Source organism: Prevotella sp. P5-108, assembly GCF_002251385.1.
Lineage (GTDB): Bacteria > Bacteroidota > Bacteroidia > Bacteroidales > Bacteroidaceae > Prevotella.
The window spans coordinates 222,006-242,972 of record NZ_NPJJ01000018.1 but is presented as its reverse complement, the minus strand read 5'-3'; the positions used below and the strand labels follow the sequence as shown (position 1 = coordinate 242,972).

Genomic DNA, 20,967 nt, shown 5'->3' with positions numbered 1-20,967 from the left:
CTTGGACCATACACCGACGCTCGTCGATGCAGGGTCATACATTAATTGTGCTAAGTGTCACGACGCCATGTCCCCAGCAGCGGGGATGACGATGGTGGTCAGGGACCATGTGCCCATAGGCAGCTGCACGGTCATATACTGGTCACGATACTTGACATTGACCTGGCGGGGCCACTTGTAGTGTCCGCCGCCGATAACGATGACATGGCTGCCATCGGGATTGCGGAAAGCCAGTACGTTGTATTTTCGCATATGGGCGTCTTTCTCGCCCGCCATCCTTACCCAGTGCTCGGCCTGGGTGGGGGTTATGTCGAGGACCCGGGCACCACGGCTCACGTAAGGGCCGATATGGCGCAGCACCGTCCACATACAGTCGGGCGTGAGGGCGCCGGTGGAACTGTCGACGGTGACAAGGCCGCCACAGCCGAAGGGACCGATATTGGGGGTGCCGTTTTCGTCGAGCAGGAGGTTCCAGCCACTGAACGAACTGCAACCGCAGTTGAAGGCGTCGAAGACCATGTCGGTCCACCACTTCTCGTCGCGCACGTCGCGCTCATTGATGGCGGGCCCGCGTTCGGTGAGATGGAACTTGAGGTCGGGATAACGCTCACGCACAGCCAGTATCTCGCGGGCATTGCCCGTGTACGGGTGCCATGCCACAGCGCCGGTATGCTCCAGCACGCCCGGGGCGGCGAGGGTCTGCAAGACTCTGTCGGCATAGTCGTAGTCGTGGTCGAGCATCCATATCTGGGGAGTGAGACCATAGCGGGCAAAGGCGTCGGGGAGCAGGCGGGAGATGAGCTTGGCCTCCTGCGCAGCCGACACGAGGGTGGCTACGCTCAAGCCCTGCTGGTCGGTCATAGGTTCGTTCTGCACGGTGATGGCATCGACCCTGACGCCGGCGGCACGATAGGCGTTGAGATAGCTGGCCCAGTAGTTGGCAAAGGCGGGAAGCCAGCGGTCGAGCAGGCTGCCGCCATACATGAGCCCCGAGTCCTTCATCCACCCCGGTGCACTCCACATCGAGGAGAAGGTGAAGATGTCGGGGCGCAGCCGCTGCACCTCTCTGATGACGGGTATCATGTAGATGGCGTCGCGGCCGATACTGAAGTGGCGCATGCGCTCGTCGCCGGCATGGTCGTCATAGTTGTAGGGCTGGGTGGCATAGTCGCTCGAACCGCAGTTGAGGCGTATCATCGACATATTGAGCCCGTCGGCGGTGAAGACCATACGCAACAGGCTGTCGCGACGGGCTTGGGGCAACTGCGAGAGGTGCCAGCACGACGCGTCGGTAAGGCTTATGCCCAGCCCGTCGTAGGTCTGCATGACCTGGGCGTTGTCCAGGTCTATGTAGAACTGGTTGGCACGGCGATGGGAGGTGAAGGGGTTGCTCGGCCGGGTGTGGATAGGCTTTCCCTCTGACGACTGGTAGAGGCTGAAGACTATCTCGCCCTTCGTGGGAACATAACTTGAAGGGTTCTGGGCTGTAGCCGTAAGACCGAAACAGCAAGCGGCAAGAAAAGCGATGCACCTACAGCCTCGGCGAAGCGCCAACAATCCTGTGCGAGGTGTCTCACCGCGCATCTGGACGGGCCTCGGCCAACGGTTACTGTTACTCTCGGGTAGCTTTTCCATATGCCTGTAGTTGCTATTGACCATGCAAAGATACATAATTTCACGCACTTTTATGATTTTTTGTTAGATTTTCGCCGTTTTTATGTACATTTCTTGATTATTTATCGACTTTTCATACAAAAAGTGTGAATTCGGGCGCCGACGATGACCCTTGTCGGAAGCAGGGCGGGCACGCGCGATACGGGCGGGGTCGCCGCGGGCTGCGCCGGGATGGTCTGAATCTATATTTCAAGGCACGAAACGGATAATGCACGATGCGAAACCAGTATTGCACGACGCGAAATGATGGTTTCAAGTCTCGCAAAAAACATGAAGATGACTGCAAAACAGAAGGAGATACTCTTAAATAATGTAAAAACAACGGTTTATAGGATATCTTTTTCTAATTTTGTAAGAATTACAATCCAAAGAGAACTGTTTATCCGTAATAGAACACACATGTACACTCTGAGACTACTGATTATAATCTTCCTCATGACTGCCAACAACCTGTATGCGCAGCAACGCGAGGACGACAAGGCCAACAGCGTGATTATGAGCAGCCAGGCCAACCGACTCATCGAGAGGGGGGAGTATGAAGAGGCGCTGAAGCTGCTTCAGAAAGCCGAGAAGACGTATGCGGCAAACAACGACACGCTGACAGCGAGCTTCATCGTAGTGTTTCTGGCTCCTCAATTTGAGTGTTACCGCATGATGAAGCGTTACGAGGAAGCCACCTACATAAGCTACCGCATCATGATGATTAACCGCAAGAAGGCAACACGGTCGGAAATTCAGCCCAACAATAGGGAGACACGACAAAGGAAGACCGAAGCGGTGACGAAAGCACCGGTAAAGGCGGCAGAGGACGAGGGCGACGACTACGACATCGACTATGTGCTCGCCGTGGCTTGCGCGCTGGCGCTCATCTACGCTGTGATGGCCACAGGCTTCCTCTCGTACTACATACACAGGGCCCGCCGCAAGGACAAGGCGCAGATGCAGATACTGGGACGACTGCAGCGCTACAAGCGACTGCTCTACGGCTATGAGAGAGGTGAACTGGTGGAAGCGCCACGCGACCAGTCGGCTGTGCAACTGTGGCTGATGCGCCCGGGGGCGACAGAAGAAGACCATCTGTTTGCCCAGATTATGAAGGCTATCGTGGAAAAGAAAATGTATCTGAACCCCAACCTCTCGCGCGAAGACATAATCAAAGAGGTCTATGTGCCCAAAAACAAGTTTGCCAACCTGTTCAAGACTTACGTACACACCAATTTCAAGAACTATATCAACTCTCTGCGCATAGATGCAGCCATCGAACTGATGCAACTGCACCCTGACTACACGATAGAGGCGATATCGCAGGAGTGCGGAATGGCAAGCGTGCAGACCTTCTACCGTGTATTCGGTGAGCAGACGGGCATGTCGCCGAGTGAATACAGAATTAACCTGCAGAGCGAGGCCGACGGGGGGGGGTAAAAACCGCCCCTAAGAAAAGGAAAGACAACAGCCAGTACCACCAGTGGTCTCCGGCGGAGGACTGAAGCGACAAGCGGCTGGAGCCTCAACGACAGCAAAACTTACGAAAAGAATATGGGGGATGACATCCTCGCCAGAAAAGGCGGTTTGTCATCCCCCATACTTGTATGGTGACGGTGGCTAAGGGCGGGAAAGACGGTAGACGACAGCCGAGACGGGGCCCATAACGATGCGGTCGGTGGTGGCGCCGCGCTTGTACTTGACCTTGCCGCTCTGGGCGATGGCCTCGACTGGCGCCGAGAGCGTGGGGATGGAGGCGCTCACACTGGCGGCAGAGGGGTTGACGGCGACGATGCAGACATCGTCGGCTGTGGAGCGGCGGTAGACCATGGGGTAAGGGCGCATCTTGTCGCTGAGCAGCGTCCAGCCGGCATCATTGCCCAGCGCAGGCACATCGCGGCGCAGACGAAGCAGATGGCGCACGTAGTGGAGCAGCGAGCGGGGATCGGCCTCCTGGGTTCTGACGGTGAGGAGACCGCCATCGGTAGAGACAGGCAGATAGAGGCTGTCGACGGCGCAGGTGGAGAAGCCGGCAGTGGGGCCTGGCTCCCACTGCATGGGGGTGCGGCTACCGGCACGGTCGGTGGCTCCCTCGACATCGGGGGCGTCGGGCTGGTAGCGCATGCCTATCTCGTCGCCATAGTAGACAAAGGGTATGCCGGGCATGGTGAGCAGGAAGGTCATGGCCACGCGCAGCTGGTCGGGGGTATTGCGGCTGCCGGCACGGAGGCGCTGGAAGTCGTGGTTGGCGGTGGGCAGACCGATGTAGCCACGGTCGCGGGTGAGGCGGTAGCACTCGGAGAAATTGTCGATGAACTGGTCGATGCGCCCACGGCCGTTGCGGTTGAAGTAACTGTACTCAAAGGGCGAACGGCTGCCGGCAGGGGTGTCGCGGTCGAAGAAGAGAGAGGGGTAACCGGGGCGGTTGAAGTGCATGAAGAAGTCGACATCGAAGCCAGCGGGGATGGACATGGCGGGGTTGGCCCACTCGGCGATGAGGGCGCAATGGGGGTAGTGGCTGTCGCGCCACTGCCGCATCTCCTGCCACAACTGGCGGATGGCAGAGCGGTCGGGGTCGTTCTTGACGAGCGACGACGCCATGTCGACACGGAACCCGTCGATTCCCTTGTCAAACCAGAACGCCATGATGTTGCGCAGCTCGCGGCGCACAGCCTGCGGACCGGGCGCGGTGACGGCCTGCTCCCAGGGACAGGAGGGGTCGGGGTGGGCGTAGCCATAGTTGAGGGCGGGCTGGCACTCAAAGTAATTCTTCATATAGTAGCGGGCACGGGGATAGGGGCTCTCGACATAGTGGCCACGGGTGTCGCTGGCGGGATGGGCAGAAGCATGGCGGAGGCGTATCTGCTCGCGCTCGTCGGCAGAGATGGAGTCGGGCCAGATGTAGTAATCGCTGTAGCGGCTGTTGGGGTCGGCGGTGGCCGACTCGACAAACCACCGGCAACGGTCGGAGGTGTGGCCGGCTACCAGGTCAAGGCACACGCGCAGGCCGCGCTTGTGGGCTTCGTCGATGAGACGCACCATGTCACTGTTGGTACCGAATCGGGGGTCTATACGGTAAAAGTCGATGATGTCGTAGCCACCATCAAACCACCCGGACTCATAGACAGGATTGAGCCAAAGGGCATTGACGCCAAGAGACTGGATGTAATCGAGGCGGGAGATGATGCCGGGCAGGTCGCCGATGCCGTTGCCGTCGCTATCCTGGAAGGAAGAAGGGTATATCTGATAGAAAATGGCGCGTGAAAGCCATTCGGGGCCCTTGGCGGATGGCTGGGCCTGGACGCCGGAGGCTGCAAGAAATGCCGCCAGCAGGATGGGGAGAAACTGTCGTTTCATGGAAGAAGGATAAAGCAAGCCAGAGCGGGGCTGGGAGCCTCTGCCCTGACGCTGCATGTCGCTGAGCAGGGCGAGGGCACGGTTTTCGGCGGCTTCCATCAGCTCGCGCTCGCCGGGACCCTTGTCATCGATGCCACAGAGGTGGAGGATGCCATGGATGATGACACGGTGGAGCTCGTCGTCGTAGGTCTTGCCGAAGAGTTCGGCATTGGAGCGCACGGTGTCGAGGCTGATGACAATGTCGCCGTTGATGACGTCGTCTTCATCGTAGTCGAAGGTGATGACATCGGTATAATAGTTGTGACCGAGGTACTCATTGTTGACCTCGAGTATCTTCTCGTCGTCAACAAACATATATCCCACCTCGCCCACACGACGTCCGTGGCTGGCAGCTACGGCCCTGATCCAGGCATTGGTGGCGCGCTTCTTTATGGCGGGCATGCGCACGCCCTCTACATTGTATGTAATCATTGCTTATGGGGAATAAAAGAGTCTGTAGGATAACCGAAATGCTCGAGTTCGCGCACGGCGCTCGACGAGATGCTGTCCATACCGGGCTCGGCATAGAGCAGGAGGGTCTCGATGTGGCCGATGCGGCGGTTGAGGTCGGCCTGCTGGCGCTCATACTCGAAGTCGGCGACAGAGCGCACGCCGCGGAGGATGCACGAGGCGCCCACGCTATGGGCGAGCTCGACGGTGAGACCGGTGTAGGTGACTACCTCGACTCGGGAGTCATCGGCATAGAGGCGCTCGATGGCCTCGCGACGCTCCTGGGCGCTGAGCCGGGTCTGCTTGCGCTCATTGACGCCCACACCGATGACGATGCGGTCGAAGAGGGGCAGGGCGCGCGTCACCACAGAGTGATGGCCGATGGTGAAGGGGTCGAAAGTGCCTGTGAATAGTGCTGTCTTCATTGTCCGAACAAGTCTTGCATGAGGGGTTCGCCACCCAGAGGGTTGCGGCCCAGATGCTGGTAAGCTAATGGAGTGGCTACGCGGCCACGGGGAGTACGCTTGATGAATCCCTCCATGATGAGGAAGGGCTCGTAGACCTCCTCGACGGTGCCCATGTCTTCGCCGATGGCGGTGGCGATGGTGGAGAGTCCCACGGGTCCGCCGCGGAACTTGTCGATGATGGTGAGGAGTATCTTGTTGTCAATCTCGTCGAGACCATACTGGTCGATATTGAGCGCACTGAGGGCAAAGCGGGTAATCTCGGTGGTGATGCGTCCGTTGCCCTTGACCTGGGCGAAGTCGCGCACACGCCGCAGCAGGGCGTTGGCGATACGGGGCGTTCCGCGCGAGCGTCGGCTGATCTCCAGGGCGGCATCATCGTCGATGGGCACACGCAGGATGCCCGCCGAGCGGCTGATGATACGCTTCAGGGTCTCGGGGTCGTAATACTCCAGGTGGGCGTTGATGCCAAAGCGGGCGCGCAGCGGGGCAGTGAGCATGCCGCTGCGGGTGGTGGCTCCCACGAGGGTGAAGGGATTGAGGTCTATCTGTATGGAGCGGGCTGAGGGACCCTTGTCTATCATGATGTCGATGCGGTAGTCTTCCATCGCCGAGTACAGATACTCCTCGACCACGGGCGAAAGGCGGTGAATCTCGTCGATAAAGAGCACATCGTTGGGTTCGAGAGAGGTGAGTATGCCGGCAAGGTCGCCTGGCTTGTCGAGCACGGGGCCGCTGGTAATCTTGAATCCCACTCCCAACTCATTGGCGATGATGTTGCTCAGCGTGGTCTTACCCAGTCCGGGAGGGCCGTGCAAGAGGGTGTGGTCGAGGGGCTCGCCGCGGTACTTGGCTGCCTCGACAAAAACTTCAAGGTTCTCGACTACCTTCTTCTGGCCAGAGAAATCGCCGAAGCGAAGTGGTCGGAGCGCGTTCTCGAACTCCTTCTCAGAAGAAGACATCGACTCCTCCCGTATATCAAAATCGTCTCTCAATGTATAGTCTTATTTTAATAATTAATAATGTATGGTGCAAAGTTAGTGCAAGTCGAGCGAAATACAAAATAAACTCGTTTATTTTTATTGCCGAGACGAAGCCTAACTTCACGGCGACAGCCGTAAAGTGCGCAAGTCGAGCGAAATACAAAATAAACTCGTTTATTTTTATTGCAGAGACGCAGCCTAACTTCACGGCGACAGCCGTAAAGTGCGCAAGTCGAGCGAAATACAAAATAAACTCGTTTATTTTTATTGCAGAGACGCAGCCTAACTTCACGGTGATAGCCGTGGGGGCGACGGGCATAGCGTCTACAAGTAACGAGACACTTATTAGAACTCGTCGTTGATTACATCCTGGGGCAGGAACACGTTGGTGGTGATGCCATCCTTAGCCGGACGCTTGAGGAACAGGACATAAACCACCTGCCGACCCTTGATGAAAGGACAGAGACGAGCGCGCTCCTTAAGGTCATCAAACAGGCGCTCGGCATATTCGCCCTCGGTCCATTTACATTCGCCTATAAGCACGCGCTTCTTGTCTTGCGACTCGGCCACGATATCGAGTTCCACACTCTTGTCGCGGGAAACGCTACCCCACCATCTTCCGGCGACATTCCATATCGTTCCGTCAATGACATTTCCGCTCACGGCACGACGGCAGAGCATCTCCCAACAGGCTGCCACATAATCGGACAGGCCCGACTGTATCATCCGGCAGACCATCTCTGACCTGCCCAAAGCTATCAACGAACGATTGGGGATGACATAATGGTAGAAGAAGTTCATAAACGGGTCGGCGACCTTGTAGATGCTACGCTTGGTGCTGCGCGGACTTTCCCCGAAGGGGATGTCGCGCTCTACAAATCCCAGGTTGATGAGCTTGCCCAGAGGCCGACTCAGTTCCGTGGAAGGCTTACCCATCTTGCCGGCTATCTCGGACAAGCGATTGACGCCGTTGCCGATAAGAGAAAGAAGCGTGGAAGAGAGCGTGGTCTGGGTGAGGTCATCCATAAAGAGGCGGGAAGGTTCCTCATAGAGTGTGCCGTTGACGTCAAGGATATGATAACGCACCGCCTCCATCAGCGAAAGTTCGCGTTCGCGAAGCTCCCAATAACGGGGAACACCTCCCCATACGGCATATTCCTCGATGGTGGCCACGGCGTCGCTCTGCAGGATTTCCTGCAAGAACCGAATCTTGATGGGTGTCAGCTGAATGATGGTGTCGGCGCGGCCATAGAGTGGCTCGGCGGCGGCGAGCACCAGCCCTTGCATCATCTGCTGCGACGAACCGCAAAGGAGTATGGAGTATTTCAGAGCCTTGGTATCGATGAGCTTCTGAAGGACAGACGGCAAGGTACTATCTACCTTCACTAAAAAGGGGAACTCATCAATACAGAGGGTGAAATGCCCAGTAGTGCGGTAGTTAAGCTGCTGGAACAACGATTCCCAGTCAGGATATTCGACCTTGTCAAATCCCGCTAAATGATAACTCAAAGCCTTGGCCAACAGCCTGCGCTGCTGAACGGACTCGGAGTTGTCGGCCATAAAATAGACATCATCATCTCGGAGCACCTTCTTGATGAGGGTGGATTTGCCGAGCCTTCGCCTGCCATACACCACGACAAGGGCAGATGGATGGTCGCCATGGAGGGCGTCGTGGAGACGTCGCTGTTCGTCAATTCTGTCTACAAACTTCATAACTCTACGCTCTTTATATCTGACTACAATTATTATGTTTTGCAAAAATAATGTTTTCGGAACATAATAACAAACAAAAAGGGACTTTTCTTTCATTATTTAACTATTATCCATCGACTTGCGCCATCGGCGGAGCAATGAATACGGAGCCAGGGGGCGTCGGCGAGACCGCAATCGGCGCCAAAACAAGGATAAACGGGCGCCGACACGGGGCCTAAAGGCACGGGGAAAGGACGATTTCGGGTGATTTGTTTGGATATGACATGAGAAACCGATATAATTGCAGGCAAAATAAGTACAACTATGGGATTTATCAAATGGATAGGACTCTTTAGCGGATTTGCCCAGACACAGAGTGTGCTGGGAGCCATCGCCGGTTTTGTCATCGGCTCGGTTATCGATAGTATATGGAGTGGAGACAGCAAGCAGACAGCCACAATGTGTCTATCAGTTTTGAAAAAACGATTAAAAAAGTTTCCTACTTGAAAACATTCCTCCAAAAAGAATGAGTTTCTCAGATTTAATTTGTATTTTTACCATGTCTATCGTCAGATTCTCTTGTTTATTTTTGCAACACTAAAATAAGTGAAGTCTTTGACATGGCAAACTCCTGGGGCGCTCGGCTCTGCCGCTTGGCTTGTCTGAGAACTTTTTGTTGCTCAGGTACTTAAAGAGTTTAATTTGTAATAGTGTTGCGGAATTAAGGATAAGTTTGCATATGCGACCAGTATCCATCAAGAACTAACAGTAACCAAACACCATAAATAACAATTCAACATAACACAATCAAATTAATCACAATATGAAACAGCTGTTTTTGACATTTGCAGCGGCTCTGCTTCTGCTACCAGCCACGCTGTGGGCCGACACAGCCAAGAAGAAAATAAAATCGGTGGAGATAACGATAGACGCCCCTACTCCAGGAATGGACTTAGAGAAAGCCGAAAAACTCGCCCTGAAAGCGGTGAACACCGCCTACGGCGACCTGTTCAAGAGCGGTGTCATCACAATGCGCGACATCTCATGGGATGGCGAGTTCGGCGAGAACAAGGAGGGCATCCCCACACTGAAGGCTGGATACCCCTACATAGCCACAATTGAGATAGTGATAGACCCGGACGGAGATTACCAGACCGAATGGGTAAAGAGAGACGGTTCCAACGTTCTGTCGACCGAAAACTTCAAGGCCACGGTGAACGGGATACCGGCACGCGTGCTCACAAGCGCCCCTTACTTCCCCATTATGGAAGTGAAATTCACCATACCTGGCGGCAAGGCCGGACCGCAGGAGAAAGATGACAATTTCTCCGACTACGACGTGCTGAAGAAGGAATACCGCTCCACCCTGCCCTACATATCGCGCAAAGAGGCCGACGAAGTGTATCCACACCACCACCCGCTGGATGTGCTCGTAGTCGACAAGATCGATCAGCTCTACGAATTCATGCATGAGAAATACATCTCGTCGAGCGGACATGCATACAAAAATCACAACACCCTGCTGATGACCAAGTTGATAATCGACGTAAGCAACGGGGCGGAAAACTACAACATCTCAGAATTCGCAAATACACTCGGTGCCCCATTCTCCACCACATTCAATCTGAAAGAGGTGTGGCTTAGCCCCAAGGTGGATGCCGTGAAATACGTAAAAGACCTCAACGAGGCCACCGTCGAGCGGCTGTCAAAATGGGGACGCAATTATATGGAACAGAGCACAAAGCTCTACACCGCCAAGGGCACATTGTTCATCCCCGAGAACGCAGGCAAGGCTGTGCTCGACTGTCTGGCTCTCGACGCCACCGAGCCGACATACACCATACGCACATACCGCGGCGATGTGTTTGAGGCACAGAAGGCTGGCGTGGCAGCCACCAAACTTCTCACCTGCACCAAGCATGTGTTCACAGCCAAGATAGAGGCTGCCGACCGCGTGTGCCAGTACAACACATGCAAGCAACCGTTCAAATGGTACTACTCATGCAAGGTTTGCGGCAAGTGCGAACGAAACAAAGCGCACACCTTCAGCGCCAGACCGGCAGCCGAAGTACTGGAATGGCACGACATGAACGAGAACATAGCCAACGACCAGGCATACATCGGCGTAAACGCAGCCGGTGAGCACCTCTACTGGAAGAGCTGCATCTATTGCGGCATCTCACACAGCTATCACATGAGACACCTCACACCCAGAGACCAGAAAATGATGGGTATGGAAGGCTCTTTCGAAGATTTCAAAGTCTCAACGCTCGAAAGTATGAAGAGCGAGGAAGATATATGCCTGCTGGAGACGGAGCTGCCGAGCGACCAGATGTTCATACTGCCACGCAAGTCGGAAGCCAAGATGAGCGTGTGGGCGCAGGACGGCGTAAACCGCGCCCTGTGCGACAACCTCATCGACGACGCCGTGCTCGGCAACGACTACACCAAACCCGTGACCCGCAAACAGCTGCGCTCCATCATGACACTGCTCGTGAAGGAGATGTCTGGAAAGGACGCATCAGCCAGTGCCATCGGACTCGACGACGCCTCACTGCCACAGAGCGGCCGCGGTGGCACTTCTGCAGGGCGCGCGAGAGCGAAGGGATGGTGATGCCCATGCCTGCCAGGCGGTTGTCGGCATTGCCATCCTCGATGACGGTGATAAGACTGAGGTCGGCCAGAGGGAAGTACATGTTGACGTACTGGTCTATCTGCCTGTCGGTGAGCTCGGAGAAACCGTAGAGGTCCTTATAGGTGGCGTTGACCAGGTCAAAGAGCTTACGGCCATAGCCTCCCTCGAACACGTCTTTCTTAGTAAGTTTGCGCACGTGCAGATTGTAGCGCTGCTCTATCATCCGGGCTATCTTGGTGTACTTCTCGGGTATGGTTTCGGGCACTTCCAGGTAGTACTCCACGTAGTCGTTGTCCTTACTCCAGCCTCCCAGGCGCTCCATGTGCTCGGGGTAGTAGGGGTAGTTATAGATGGTGGGCATGGTGCCCAACTTGTCAAAGCCGAAGGTAAGCATGCCCTCGGGATCCATGTCGGTAAAGCCTAAGGGGCCCACCACGCTGTACATGCCCTTGGCCCGCCCGTAGTCCTCTACGGCCTGGAGCAGCGCCCTGGACACCTCGATGTCGTCTACGAAGTCTATCCAGCCGAAGCGTACATCGCGGCGGTTCCACTTCTCATTGGCGCGGTGATTGATAATGGCTGCCACGCGACCGGCCAACTTACCGTCGCGGTAGGCCAGATAGTATTCGGCCTCGCAGAAGTCAAAGGCAGCATTGCGCTCAGGGCTCAACGTGTTCAGTTCGTCGCTATAAAGATTGGGCACATCGTATGCGTTGCCTTCATATAAATCGTAATGGAACTCAATAAAGGCTTTGAGGTCTTTCTTGGTTTCCACACGCTTGATACGTATGTCTGACATATTAACAAAAAAACTCTTTAAGAGTGCAAAAATAGCAAATAAAACGGAGACAACGGCAGAAATCAGCGGATTTTTTCACAGATAAGCACTACGTGACCTCCGTCCGAAAGGGTTGTGCCAAAGATATATACGGGGCCACCATCGCGCAGGCCGAGGCGACGGCGGAGCTGGTCGGCCGACAGGGGAAAATTGCGCACGGAGACGTTGGCACGTTCTATGCCGCCAAGGGCGCGGCGCTGCTGCTTGCGGTTGAGGGTGCTGACGGCCACGACGCGGAAACAGCGGCCCGAGCGGAAATCGCCGGGGGCGTCGCCCACGAACAGGTGCGAGTTAGGGGCCACCATCCGCAGGCCATAGCGGCGGCAGAGGGGGCCAAAGCATCCGCCCTTCATCACCGAAGCAGAGGGTTCGTAGAGGTAGGCACCAGGGGCGACGGCACCGGTCAGGATAGCGGGGGACTCAGTGGCCTCAGCGGCGCTGAAAGTTTCGACCAGGGGCTCCGCGCTCCGCGTCGTGAAGTCTACACATCGCACCAAGGGGGCCGCCTGGCCTGGGGGCATCGGTTGGGCCTCAGCCTCAGCACTCGACTGGCCCGACAGCAGGAGCAACAGCTCCTTGCACTCATTGTCGACCGACACGATGTGTACCTCGCGCACGCCACGGAGCTGGCGCACGGCCTCGTGCCAGTCGAGCATGGGCGACAGCTTGACGAGTACCCTGTCGGCCTTGGCCAACAACTCATCGCACAGCGCCGTCACGTCGGGACTGCAATCGGCTATGGCATAGGTGCGCGCACCACTCTGGCTGCGCCGGGCTGGGTCTATGTATATCAGCGACACGTGGCCCATGGTGTGCAGATAGTTGGTGGCATCGGCACACACCACGTTAGCGCTGCGGTGCAGCACGCCCAGGTTGTGGCGCACGGTGTCGCACAGCTCGCTGTTGGCCTCTACGTAGGTGGCATGGGCATAACCCTTAGAGATGGCCATGAAGTCTATGCCAAAGCCGCCCGTGAGGTCTGCCATGGACTCATGGTCGCCCGAGGCGCACACCGCGGCCTTCCACGCGGCCGTCTGCTCGCTCGAGCACTGCTCCATAGACAGGTGGGGAGGATACACTATACCCTCCGTCATGGCCAGCGTGGGCAGTTTCTTCATCGCCGTCTGCCGGCCGCGTATCTGGTTAAGCGCCCAGGGCATGTCTACCGTGCCCTGGCGGTCGCCCATAAGGGCTAAGGCCCGCACATCGTCTGAGGCGTGCTCGCGCACAAACCGTATTGTATCTTCGTTCTTCATCATAGTCATTCGTAGGGCCGTAGCCACCATCACCGCGCGGCCGAAAGACAGCCTGAAAGCCCCCTAAAAGTAAAAAAGCAAAAAGCAAGATGGCAAAAAGCACAGAGACAGATACCATCCTAAAGTCCACTAAGTCCTCCAAAGGAGAAATCAGCTACTTTCGCGGTCATAGAAGTCCTCGCAATTTACGAAAGACCGCTCGTTTCTATTCTGGGAGCCGTCTTTAGCGAGCTGGGAGCCGTCATGAGACGGCCAAAGGTCGGTCTTTTCTTCTCCCATAGCTACCACGGGCGTGCAGGCAGCCGGCATCAGCAAGCAGACCACCCTTTTTACTTTTCTACCTTTTTACTTTTTTACTTTTCAAAGTCCTTTTTCACCATTTTATCTTTTTACTTTGCTTCGTGGAGGTCGGTCTTTGTATTTCTCACGATGGTTGCGGGAATATTTGCGGGAACTTCGGATGTGACGGGGATGCCTCCGCAACCAGCACGCGCTGGCCACACAGGCTTGCACGTTGCCCACACGGGTCGCAAAGTTAATTTTTATTTAGCAATAAAACAAGCAATTTCCATATTTTTATGGAGATACAGCCCTGTGGGAGCTATCGCCCCAAAACTAAAACAGCACTCCCCCATCGGAACGGTTAGGGCTGTTTCCTATAAAAAACGCGCTGCAAGGCTGGGAACCACTCCCACACCTTACAGCGCGTCTGCCATATATCGGGGCACCCACTAAGGGTAGCTCACGTTACCTTATATTTACTTTTCCGCGTACCCGTTGGTCTCGTCAATGTCTTCCCACTGGTTGAAACGGGGAGCACGGGCATAGCCCTGGTCTGCTTCGGGTTCATCACCATAAGTACCCGACATGCCATTACCAGAGAGAGAACCAGCCAGGATGGCATCATTTGCTATTATTATTTGCTCAGTCTGTGGGGTGATATATGATTTCTTGTTCATAGTCGTAATATCTTTTAGATTATGTTATTTCTTAATTACCTTCTTACCATTCTGGATATATATACCAGCCTTGAGGCCCTCAAGGCTATAGCCTACACACTGCCCATTCAGGTTATACACGCGGCCATCGGCCTTGACCGTGTCTATATTCAGGTCGTCTATACCCGTAGTGGTTCCGTCAATAACAGCCCTAAGCGCCTGGGTATCGGTGCTTGCAGGGACAAGGAAGAAAGCACGGAAAGCATTCATCGTAGTACCAGCCTTAGCCTTGTAGAACTTGTTGGCCTCGCCAAGGAAAAGCGCATTTCCATCTTTCTCAAACTTCGTTGCTACATCCATAGGGGCATAAATGCCTACAAATGTACGACTTTCATCCATAACATATTTTTTGGCATCTGCTTTAATAGCCTTGACTGATACACCTGTGAATGTATAGGTGTTATCCTTGGCTACTTTGCTAACCTTTATAAGACAAGGCACACCTGCTGTTATACCCGTAGCTTTGGCAAAGGTCAAAGTGTTGCCACTGACAGACTCTAATGTACGCAGCTCCACATCATCGCCAAACGCAGCTTTGGTCTGTTCATCGGTAAGAGAGAACGGCAGGCAAAGGGTATTCCATCCTCCATCTGCATAGAGGGTACGCTTCAAGGTTACATTAGCATTTTCTGCTGCCTCTACAACATTATCCCTTTCCTCATCAAGTGTAACATCAGCAGCAGCTATCTCCTTAACCATCACCTCATCAAGGAAGAAACGATAACTTTTCGTGGAATTACTAAATGTCAATGTAAAAGAAGTAGCACCTGTAATTATCATCTCATAATCATCCCATTTTCCTTGAGTTGGAGATATCGTAACCGATTTAGCAGGTGTGTTATCACCATAAGTTAATGTTCCTTCTGAAATTTCAATTTTAACTTTGGTATTATCTCCTTGCCAAGCACCTGCTTTAAACGTTAATTTAGCCTTTCCAGCCACCTTGATGGTAGGTGTGGAGACAGATGATGCATTCTTTCCTATTCTGATGCAGCCATCACCCAAGAGTACTGTTCCATTTCTAGTCCAAGCATTATCTAATTTATCTTGGTCCCATGCACCTGCAGCAGCAGCACCACCTGACCATCCAGCTTTTCCATCACATTTATCAAACGACTCATAGAAAGCATAGGCACCTTTATGTTCTATAGTATAGCTAATCTTGTTAGAGTTGGCATAACCGCCTGTTCCGATAAACTGAGCAGTGATAACTGTCTTCCCATATTTGCTACCCATGGTTACAGCACCGGTGCTTTTGTCTACGGTAGCCACATCTGTATTGCTGCTACTATATTTGATGTCACCTTTAGCTCCCTCGGTAGTACATGTAGCTGTATAGCCCTTAAAAGTCTCACCGTCTTTCACGGTAACTGTAGCGTTCTCTATCCCTTCAGCAAAAGCAATAGTAGTAGCTGTCTTACCAGAATCTTGTTTCTTGTAGATTTGTACAATATATGTGTTACTAGTAGAGGAAGCATAACAAGAGAAACAGTATGGGTTTATATTCAGTTTGATGAACGAAGTAAATTTACCAAAACAAATTGTAGAATTTCCAACAGACGTAAACGAGATAGAGGCTTGGGTATTTGTGTTAGAAGCATCATCAGTTGACTGTAGCTTGTTTTTGTCAGGTTGATAAAGATATTTTCCATCAGAAGTAACAAGTTGCCATTTCTCATTTACTTTCTTCAAAGTAAGTTCTTCAATACCATCTACAAAAGAGAAGACGCCATTAGTAATAGTAATGTCAACTGCAGCTCGATTGTTTGTTTTTTGAGCACCCATAGCTTTAGCATACTGTTTACATCCTATTACTATCACATCACCAGCTTTAAGTTCATCGGTAGGTGTAACTAACTTGTAGGTATCACCTACAGCTGCCTTTACCCCCCCCGTACAAATTATTGCAAGGAGAGCCAGCATTAATAATCGTAAATGTTTTGTCATAAAATTAATTATTTAATAGTTTATAATTCCAGATGTTTATTAGAGTTTGCGATATATATGTTAGCACTATATGGTTAATAGGCGGTGGGGCGATGACCGTCCTCAGGGCCATAGTTGGTTGACGGGGTAAGAAGATGATGAGCACCACGAACCCACAAGCATACTGCGATGGACAAAGCGATGGTCGTTACTTCAAATATTTTAGACTTCATTTGCAAAATTACAGCGGTAATGTTACAAAAAAGCAATATAAATGTTAAAACTGCACGCAACGATAGTTAAATAACACTAAAAGCAGACCTTGAGACGGCTCCGACCAACCAACTAACGCCCAACTTCAAAGAAAAACAAAAAGATAAATGGCCCCAAGCCCCCAAGAGGGATGCAAAAATGGCAAGCGCTGCCAAGGCAGGAACCACGGAAAATGAAAAGACCGGTCTCCACGTTTCTAATGACGGCTCCCAGCTCGCTAATGACGGCTCCGGGAAACGTAAAGGTCGGTTTCTACGATTAGTATGATTACTATCCCTAACATTAGGGAAGTAACCTGTCCAGCGCTTTTTACCCTTTTACCTTTTTACCTTTTTACTTTTCATCCGGTAACGGCTATTAATACACCTATGCGTATCAGGATAAGGACAATTACCACTCGGACGAGCACGGGAGTAAAGCTCTACTCTTCGGCAGCCCGCGCAAGTTTTGCGACGATTATCTGCGCTATTCTCCGCATATTCACCCCATTTTTGCGGAGAATAAGGGGGGCGGAGGGGGATAAGGGCCTGGACAGAGAGGACATGGCGGGGCCACGGACAAGGGATCCGAAGGTGACGGGAGCCATCATTCCCTCATAAAAGTGTACCGAGGACTTGATTATTCCCTCATAAAAGTGTATATTTGCAGCAATTATTCCCTCATAAAAGTGTACCTGTATGAAGAGAGAGATTTATAACCAACTAAAACAGTGGCAGTTATAAATCATGGAAAAGCCTTATGCAGAAAGCAAGTTATAAGGGGGCGGACGAGGGAGACCACTGCTAAACCCGCGATGACGACAGACTAAAAAAGAGCCCTGCAAGGCTACCCGGTGAGGGTGCTTGCAGGGCTCTTTAGCTGTATGCTGTGGCGACGTGTTAGTCGCTGAGCTTGGCGCTGATAAACTCGCGGTTAAGGCGAGCTATGTTAGCGATAGTCTCGTTCTTAGGACACACGGCCTCGCAGGCGCGGGTGTTGGTACAGTTACCAAATCCGAGTTCATCCATCTTGGCTATCATGGCCTTGGCACGCTTGGCAGCCTCCGGACGGCCCTGGGGCAGCAGTGCGAGCTGACTTACCTTAGAGCTGACGAAGAGCATGGCCGAGCCGTTCTTGCAGGCAGCCACACAGGCACCGCAGCCGATACAGGTAGCGCAGTCCATGGCCTCGTCGGCAGCCTCCTTAGAGATAAGGATGGCGTTGGCATCCTGAGCCTGACCTGTGCGGACAGAGGTGTAGCCACCAGCCTGGATAATCTTGTCAAAGGCACCACGGTCTACCATACAGTCCTTGATAACAGGGAAACCGGCCGAGCGCCAGGGCTCTACGGTGATGACATCGCCATCGTTGAAGCGGCGCATGTAGAGCTGACAGGTGGTAGCGCCACGCTCGGTCTTGCCGTGGGGCACACCGTTAATGTAGAGTGAGCACATACCGCAGATACCCTCGCGGCAGTCGTGATCGAAAACGAAAGGCTCCTGACCAGCCTCGATAAGCTCCTCGTTGAGGATGTCGAGCATCTCAAGGAACGAGGTATCATCGGGGATGTTCTTCATCTCGTGTGTATCGAAATGACCCTTGTCTTTGGGGCCGTTCTGTTTCCAATACTTAAGTGTGAATGATATATTCTTAGCCATGATTATTAATTCTTATAGTTACGTGTTTGAACCTTAATTGCCTCATACTCCAGCGGTTCCTTGATGAGTTCAGGAGCCTTGGTGTCGTCGCCCTGGTATTCCCAGCAGCCTACATAGAAGAAGTTTTCGTCGTCGCGCTTGGCCTCACCTTCCTCAGTCTGGTACTCCTCACGGAAGTGACCGCCGCAGCTCTCCTCGCGGTGCAGGGCGTCGTAGGCGATAAGCTCGCCCATGAGGATGAAGTCGCGCAGATGGATGGCCTTGTCGAGCTCGACGTTAAGCCCTTCCTTGGTGCCAGGGATGAAGAGGTTGGTATTGAACTCGTCGCGGATGCCTTTGAGCAGCTGCAGACCTTTCTCAAGGCCCTCCTTGGTGCGGCCCATGCCCACATGCTCCCACATAATGTGGCCCAGCTCCTTGTGGATAGAGTCGACAGAACGCTTGCCATGGATGTTCATCAGGCGGTCAATCTCAGCCTGAACGCCTTTCTCAGCTTCAGCAAACTCGGGCAGGTCGGTAGAGAGACGGGGCCAGAGATCCTGGTTGGCCAGGTAGTTCTGGATGGTGTAAGGCAGTACGAAGTAACCGTCAGCCAGACCCTGCATAAGGGCAGAAGCGCCCAAACGGTTGGCACCGTGGTCAGAGAAGTTGCACTCGCCAATGGCAAAGAGGCCGGGAACTGTGGTCTGCAGCTCGTAGTCAACCCAGATACCACCCATGGTGTAGTGGATAGCGGGGAAGATCATCATAGGATTGTAGTACTTCACACCGTCAATCTCGCGGGCCACTTCACCAGGATTAACGTCTGTAATCTCCTCGTACATGTCGAAGAGGTTGCCGTAACGCTGGAGGATAACGTCGATACCGAGGCGGTTGATAGACTCAGAGAAGTCGAGGAACACGGCCAGGCCAGTGTTGTTAACGCCATAGCCCTTGTCGCAGCGCTCCTTGGCTGCACGTGAGGCCACGTCGCGCGGAACGAGGTTACCGAAGGCAGGATAGCGACGCTCCAAGTAATAGTCGCGGTCTTCCTCGGGTATATCAGAACCCTTGATCTCGCCAGCCTGCAGCTTCTTGGCGTCTTCGAGCTTCTTGGGCACCCAGATACGGCCGTCGTTACGCAGCGACTCAGACATTAGGGTAAGTTTGCTCTGCTTGTCACCGTGAACAGGGATACAGGTGGGGTGTATCTGTACGTAGCAGGGGTTAGCGAAGTAGGCACCCTTACGATAACACTGTACAGCAGCTGTACAGTTGCAGCCCATGGCATTGGTAGAGAGGAAGTAGGTGTTGCCATAACCACCGGTGGCGATAACCACAGCATTGGCAGAGAAGCGCTCGAGCTCGCCGCTCACCAGGTTCTTGGCGATGATACCACGGGCGTGGCCGTCAACGATTACCACATCCTCCATCTCGTAGCGGGTGTAGAGCTTCACCTTGCCAGCCTGAACCATGCGGCTCAGAGAAGAGTAGGCACCGAGCAGCAGCTGCTGGCCGGTCTGACCCTTGGCATAGAAGGTACGTGAAACCTGGGCACCACCAAAAGAGCGGTTGGCAAGCATACCACCATACTCGCGGGCGAAAGGTACACCCTGGGCTACACACTGGTCGATGATATTGTTAGACACCTCAGCCAGACGGTAGACGTTGGCCTCGCGGGCACGATAGTCACCACCCTTTACGGTGTCATAGAAAAGGCGATATACAGAGTCGCCGTCGTTCTGATAGTTCTTGGCGGCATTGATACCACCCTGGGCGGCGATAGAGTGAGCACGACGGGGAGAGTCCTGGATGCAGAAGTTGAGCACGTTGAATCCCATCTCGCCGAGTGAGGCGGCAGCACTGGCACCAGCCAGACCTGTACCTACGACGATGACATCGAGCTTGAGTTTGTTCTTGGGGTTAACCAGGCGCTGATGAGCCTTGTAATTGGTCCATTTCTCAGCTACTGGACCCTCGGGTATTCTTGAATTTAAAGTCTTAGCCATAATTACTATTACTTTTTCGATTGTTACATGAATTAATTACTTAGGCGATTCAGCAGAGGCTGGGGGCACAATTGAAGGCAAAAGCCAGAACCACTACTACAAAGGCGAGCATGAGCAGACTGGTGTAAACCACGCTGATGCACTGCCAACGCTTGAACCATACCTTGCCACTTACGCCGAGTGTCTGCATAGAACTCCAGAAACCGTGAGCGAGGTGGAACCACAGAGCGGCAAGCCACACGAGATACAGCACTACATAAACAGGATTCTTGAAGGTGTCCTGGATGAAGGCGAAGCCGTCAGAGGGCAGATGACCAACAGCCATGCCGGTAAGCTCGGCAAACATCATGTTGTACCAGAAGTTGAAGAGGTGGAGCAGCAGACCCAGCAGGATGATGATACCCAGCACGAGCATGTTCTGCGAAGCCCACTCTACCTTCTCGGGCTTGACGGTTACCTCGTAGCGTGAAGCGCCACGCGCACGACGGTTCTGTGCGGTGAGGATAAACGCGTACACGATGTGACACACTGCGAGAGCAGCCAGACCAAGAGTAGCCACGAGGGCATACCAGTTGGCACCAAGCAACTCACAAATCATGTTGTAGGCTTTACCCGAAAATAGGGCTACAACGTTCATACAGCAATGGAACGTCAGAAAAAGGATAAGCGCAATGCCGGTTACAGACATCACTACCTTTCTACCAATAGATGAATTGATTAACCACATAAATGATTGTAATTTAATTATTTAATTGTTAGTAATGTATATCATGAC

Annotated in this window: 15 protein-coding genes and 1 pseudogene; 2 read left to right on the top strand and 14 right to left on the bottom strand. The window is 53.4% G+C overall.

Features of this window, described 5'->3' with window-relative positions; all coding sequences use genetic code 11:
• Positions 1–57: 57 nt before the first annotated feature.
• Entirely contained in the window at positions 58–1,635 is a 1,578-nt protein-coding gene (locus CIK95_RS03295) for a hypothetical protein (RefSeq protein WP_158215071.1), read from the bottom strand.
• A gap of 438 nt (positions 1,636–2,073) precedes the next feature.
• On the opposite strand from CIK95_RS03295, the gene CIK95_RS03290 reads away from it, so the two are divergent.
• Complete coding sequence (locus tag CIK95_RS03290; RefSeq protein ID WP_158215070.1) at positions 2,074–3,096, top strand: helix-turn-helix transcriptional regulator; 1,023 nt, start codon at positions 2,074–2,076, stop codon at positions 3,094–3,096.
• A 180-nt stretch (positions 3,097–3,276) separates the two neighbouring features.
• On the opposite strand, the gene CIK95_RS03285 is transcribed toward CIK95_RS03290, so the two are convergent.
• From CIK95_RS03285 to CIK95_RS03265, 5 genes and pseudogenes are all read right to left on the bottom strand, one after another.
• The gene (locus tag CIK95_RS03285) at positions 3,277–5,013 is read right to left on the bottom strand and encodes an alpha-amylase family glycosyl hydrolase (RefSeq protein WP_173849859.1); all 1,737 of its coding nucleotides are present in this window, start codon (positions 5,011–5,013) and stop codon (positions 3,277–3,279) included.
• A 51-nt stretch (positions 5,014–5,064) separates the two neighbouring features.
• Positions 5,065–5,484, bottom strand: a pseudogene (gene ybeY / locus CIK95_RS13275) (rRNA maturation RNase YbeY); the annotation flags it as partial.
• Complete coding sequence (gene coaD, locus CIK95_RS03280; protein ID WP_094389222.1) at positions 5,481–5,927, bottom strand: pantetheine-phosphate adenylyltransferase; 447 nt, start codon at positions 5,925–5,927, stop codon at positions 5,481–5,483. The gene coaD and the pseudogene ybeY, both read right to left, overlap by 4 nt.
• Positions 5,924–6,961, bottom strand: a complete 1,038-nt coding sequence (gene ruvB, locus CIK95_RS03275; RefSeq protein WP_022311211.1) for a Holliday junction branch migration DNA helicase RuvB — start codon at positions 6,959–6,961, stop codon at positions 5,924–5,926. Before ruvB ends, coaD begins: the two co-directional genes overlap by 4 nt.
• A gap of 333 nt (positions 6,962–7,294) precedes the next feature.
• Positions 7,295–8,662, bottom strand: a complete 1,368-nt coding sequence (locus CIK95_RS03265; RefSeq protein ID WP_094466241.1) for an ATP-binding protein — start codon at positions 8,660–8,662, stop codon at positions 7,295–7,297.
• A gap of 303 nt (positions 8,663–8,965) precedes the next feature.
• Between CIK95_RS03265 and CIK95_RS03260 the strand changes: the two genes are divergently transcribed.
• A complete protein-coding gene (locus CIK95_RS03260) occupies positions 8,966–9,148 on the top strand; it encodes a hypothetical protein (protein WP_094389225.1) in 183 nt (60 codons plus the stop codon).
• A 1,973-nt stretch (positions 9,149–11,121) separates the two neighbouring features.
• Here the strand turns inward: CIK95_RS03260 and CIK95_RS03245 are convergent.
• From CIK95_RS03245 to CIK95_RS03210, 8 genes are all read right to left on the bottom strand, one after another.
• Complete coding sequence (locus tag CIK95_RS03245; protein ID WP_254046405.1) at positions 11,122–12,075, bottom strand: N-acetyltransferase; 954 nt, start codon at positions 12,073–12,075, stop codon at positions 11,122–11,124.
• Between the two features lie 62 nt (positions 12,076–12,137).
• Positions 12,138–13,373 carry an SAM-dependent methyltransferase gene (locus CIK95_RS03240; RefSeq protein WP_371591359.1) on the bottom strand — a complete coding sequence of 412 codons (1,236 nt, stop codon included), beginning with the start codon at positions 13,371–13,373 and terminating at the stop codon, positions 12,138–12,140.
• 755 nt (positions 13,374–14,128) lie between these two features.
• Entirely contained in the window at positions 14,129–14,329 is a 201-nt protein-coding gene (locus CIK95_RS03235; RefSeq protein WP_094466239.1) for a hypothetical protein, read from the bottom strand.
• Positions 14,330–14,353: 24 nt separating this feature from the next.
• Positions 14,354–16,315: an Ig-like domain-containing protein gene (locus tag CIK95_RS03230; protein ID WP_094466238.1), complete on the bottom strand. Its 1,962-nt coding sequence runs from the start codon at positions 16,313–16,315 to the stop codon at positions 14,354–14,356.
• A 74-nt stretch (positions 16,316–16,389) separates the two neighbouring features.
• The gene (locus CIK95_RS13070) at positions 16,390–16,527 is read right to left on the bottom strand and encodes a hypothetical protein (RefSeq protein ID WP_158215069.1); all 138 of its coding nucleotides are present in this window, start codon (positions 16,525–16,527) and stop codon (positions 16,390–16,392) included.
• Positions 16,528–17,445: 918 nt separating this feature from the next.
• Positions 17,446–18,204 (bottom strand): succinate dehydrogenase/fumarate reductase iron-sulfur subunit, encoded by a 759-nt coding sequence (locus CIK95_RS03220; RefSeq protein WP_094387589.1) that lies wholly within the window; start codon positions 18,202–18,204, stop codon positions 17,446–17,448.
• A 5-nt stretch (positions 18,205–18,209) separates the two neighbouring features.
• Positions 18,210–20,192, bottom strand: coding sequence for a fumarate reductase/succinate dehydrogenase flavoprotein subunit (locus CIK95_RS03215; protein ID WP_094466236.1), 1,983 nt, complete (start codon positions 20,190–20,192; stop codon positions 18,210–18,212).
• Positions 20,193–20,241: 49 nt separating this feature from the next.
• Positions 20,242–20,919: a fumarate reductase transmemBrane cytochrome b subunit gene (locus CIK95_RS03210; protein ID WP_022311220.1), complete on the bottom strand. Its 678-nt coding sequence runs from the start codon at positions 20,917–20,919 to the stop codon at positions 20,242–20,244.
• Positions 20,920–20,967: the final 48 nt, after the last annotated feature.

What these genes read in the sequence shown, in the direction of transcription:
- CIK95_RS03215 (WP_094466236.1), bottom strand. Translation starts at nt 20,192, where the DNA reads ATGGCTAAGACTTTAAATTCAAGAATACCCGAGGGTCCAGTAGCTGAG.
- CIK95_RS03290 (WP_158215070.1), top strand. Translation starts at nt 2,074, where the DNA reads ATGTACACTCTGAGACTACTGATTATAATCTTCCTCATGACTGCCAAC.
- CIK95_RS03220 (WP_094387589.1), bottom strand. Translation starts at nt 18,204, where the DNA reads ATGGCTAAGAATATATCATTCACACTTAAGTATTGGAAACAGAACGGC.
- CIK95_RS13070 (WP_158215069.1), bottom strand. Translation starts at nt 16,527, where the DNA reads ATGAAGTCTAAAATATTTGAAGTAACGACCATCGCTTTGTCCATCGCA.
- CIK95_RS03230 (WP_094466238.1), bottom strand. Translation starts at nt 16,315, where the DNA reads ATGACAAAACATTTACGATTATTAATGCTGGCTCTCCTTGCAATAATT.
- CIK95_RS03245 (WP_254046405.1), bottom strand. Translation starts at nt 12,075, where the DNA reads ATGTCAGACATACGTATCAAGCGTGTGGAAACCAAGAAAGACCTCAAA.
- CIK95_RS03210 (WP_022311220.1), bottom strand. Translation starts at nt 20,919, where the DNA reads ATGTGGTTAATCAATTCATCTATTGGTAGAAAGGTAGTGATGTCTGTA.
- CIK95_RS03235 (WP_094466239.1), bottom strand. Translation starts at nt 14,329, where the DNA reads ATGAACAAGAAATCATATATCACCCCACAGACTGAGCAAATAATAATA.
- CIK95_RS03260 (WP_094389225.1), top strand. Translation starts at nt 8,966, where the DNA reads ATGGGATTTATCAAATGGATAGGACTCTTTAGCGGATTTGCCCAGACA.
- CIK95_RS03240 (WP_371591359.1), bottom strand. Translation starts at nt 13,373, where the DNA reads ATGATGAAGAACGAAGATACAATACGGTTTGTGCGCGAGCACGCCTCA.
- CIK95_RS03265 (WP_094466241.1), bottom strand. Translation starts at nt 8,662, where the DNA reads ATGAAGTTTGTAGACAGAATTGACGAACAGCGACGTCTCCACGACGCC.
- CIK95_RS03295 (WP_158215071.1), bottom strand. Translation starts at nt 1,635, where the DNA reads ATGGAAAAGCTACCCGAGAGTAACAGTAACCGTTGGCCGAGGCCCGTC.
- coaD (WP_094389222.1), bottom strand. Translation starts at nt 5,927, where the DNA reads ATGAAGACAGCACTATTCACAGGCACTTTCGACCCCTTCACCATCGGC.
- CIK95_RS03285 (WP_173849859.1), bottom strand. Translation starts at nt 5,013, where the DNA reads ATGAAACGACAGTTTCTCCCCATCCTGCTGGCGGCATTTCTTGCAGCC.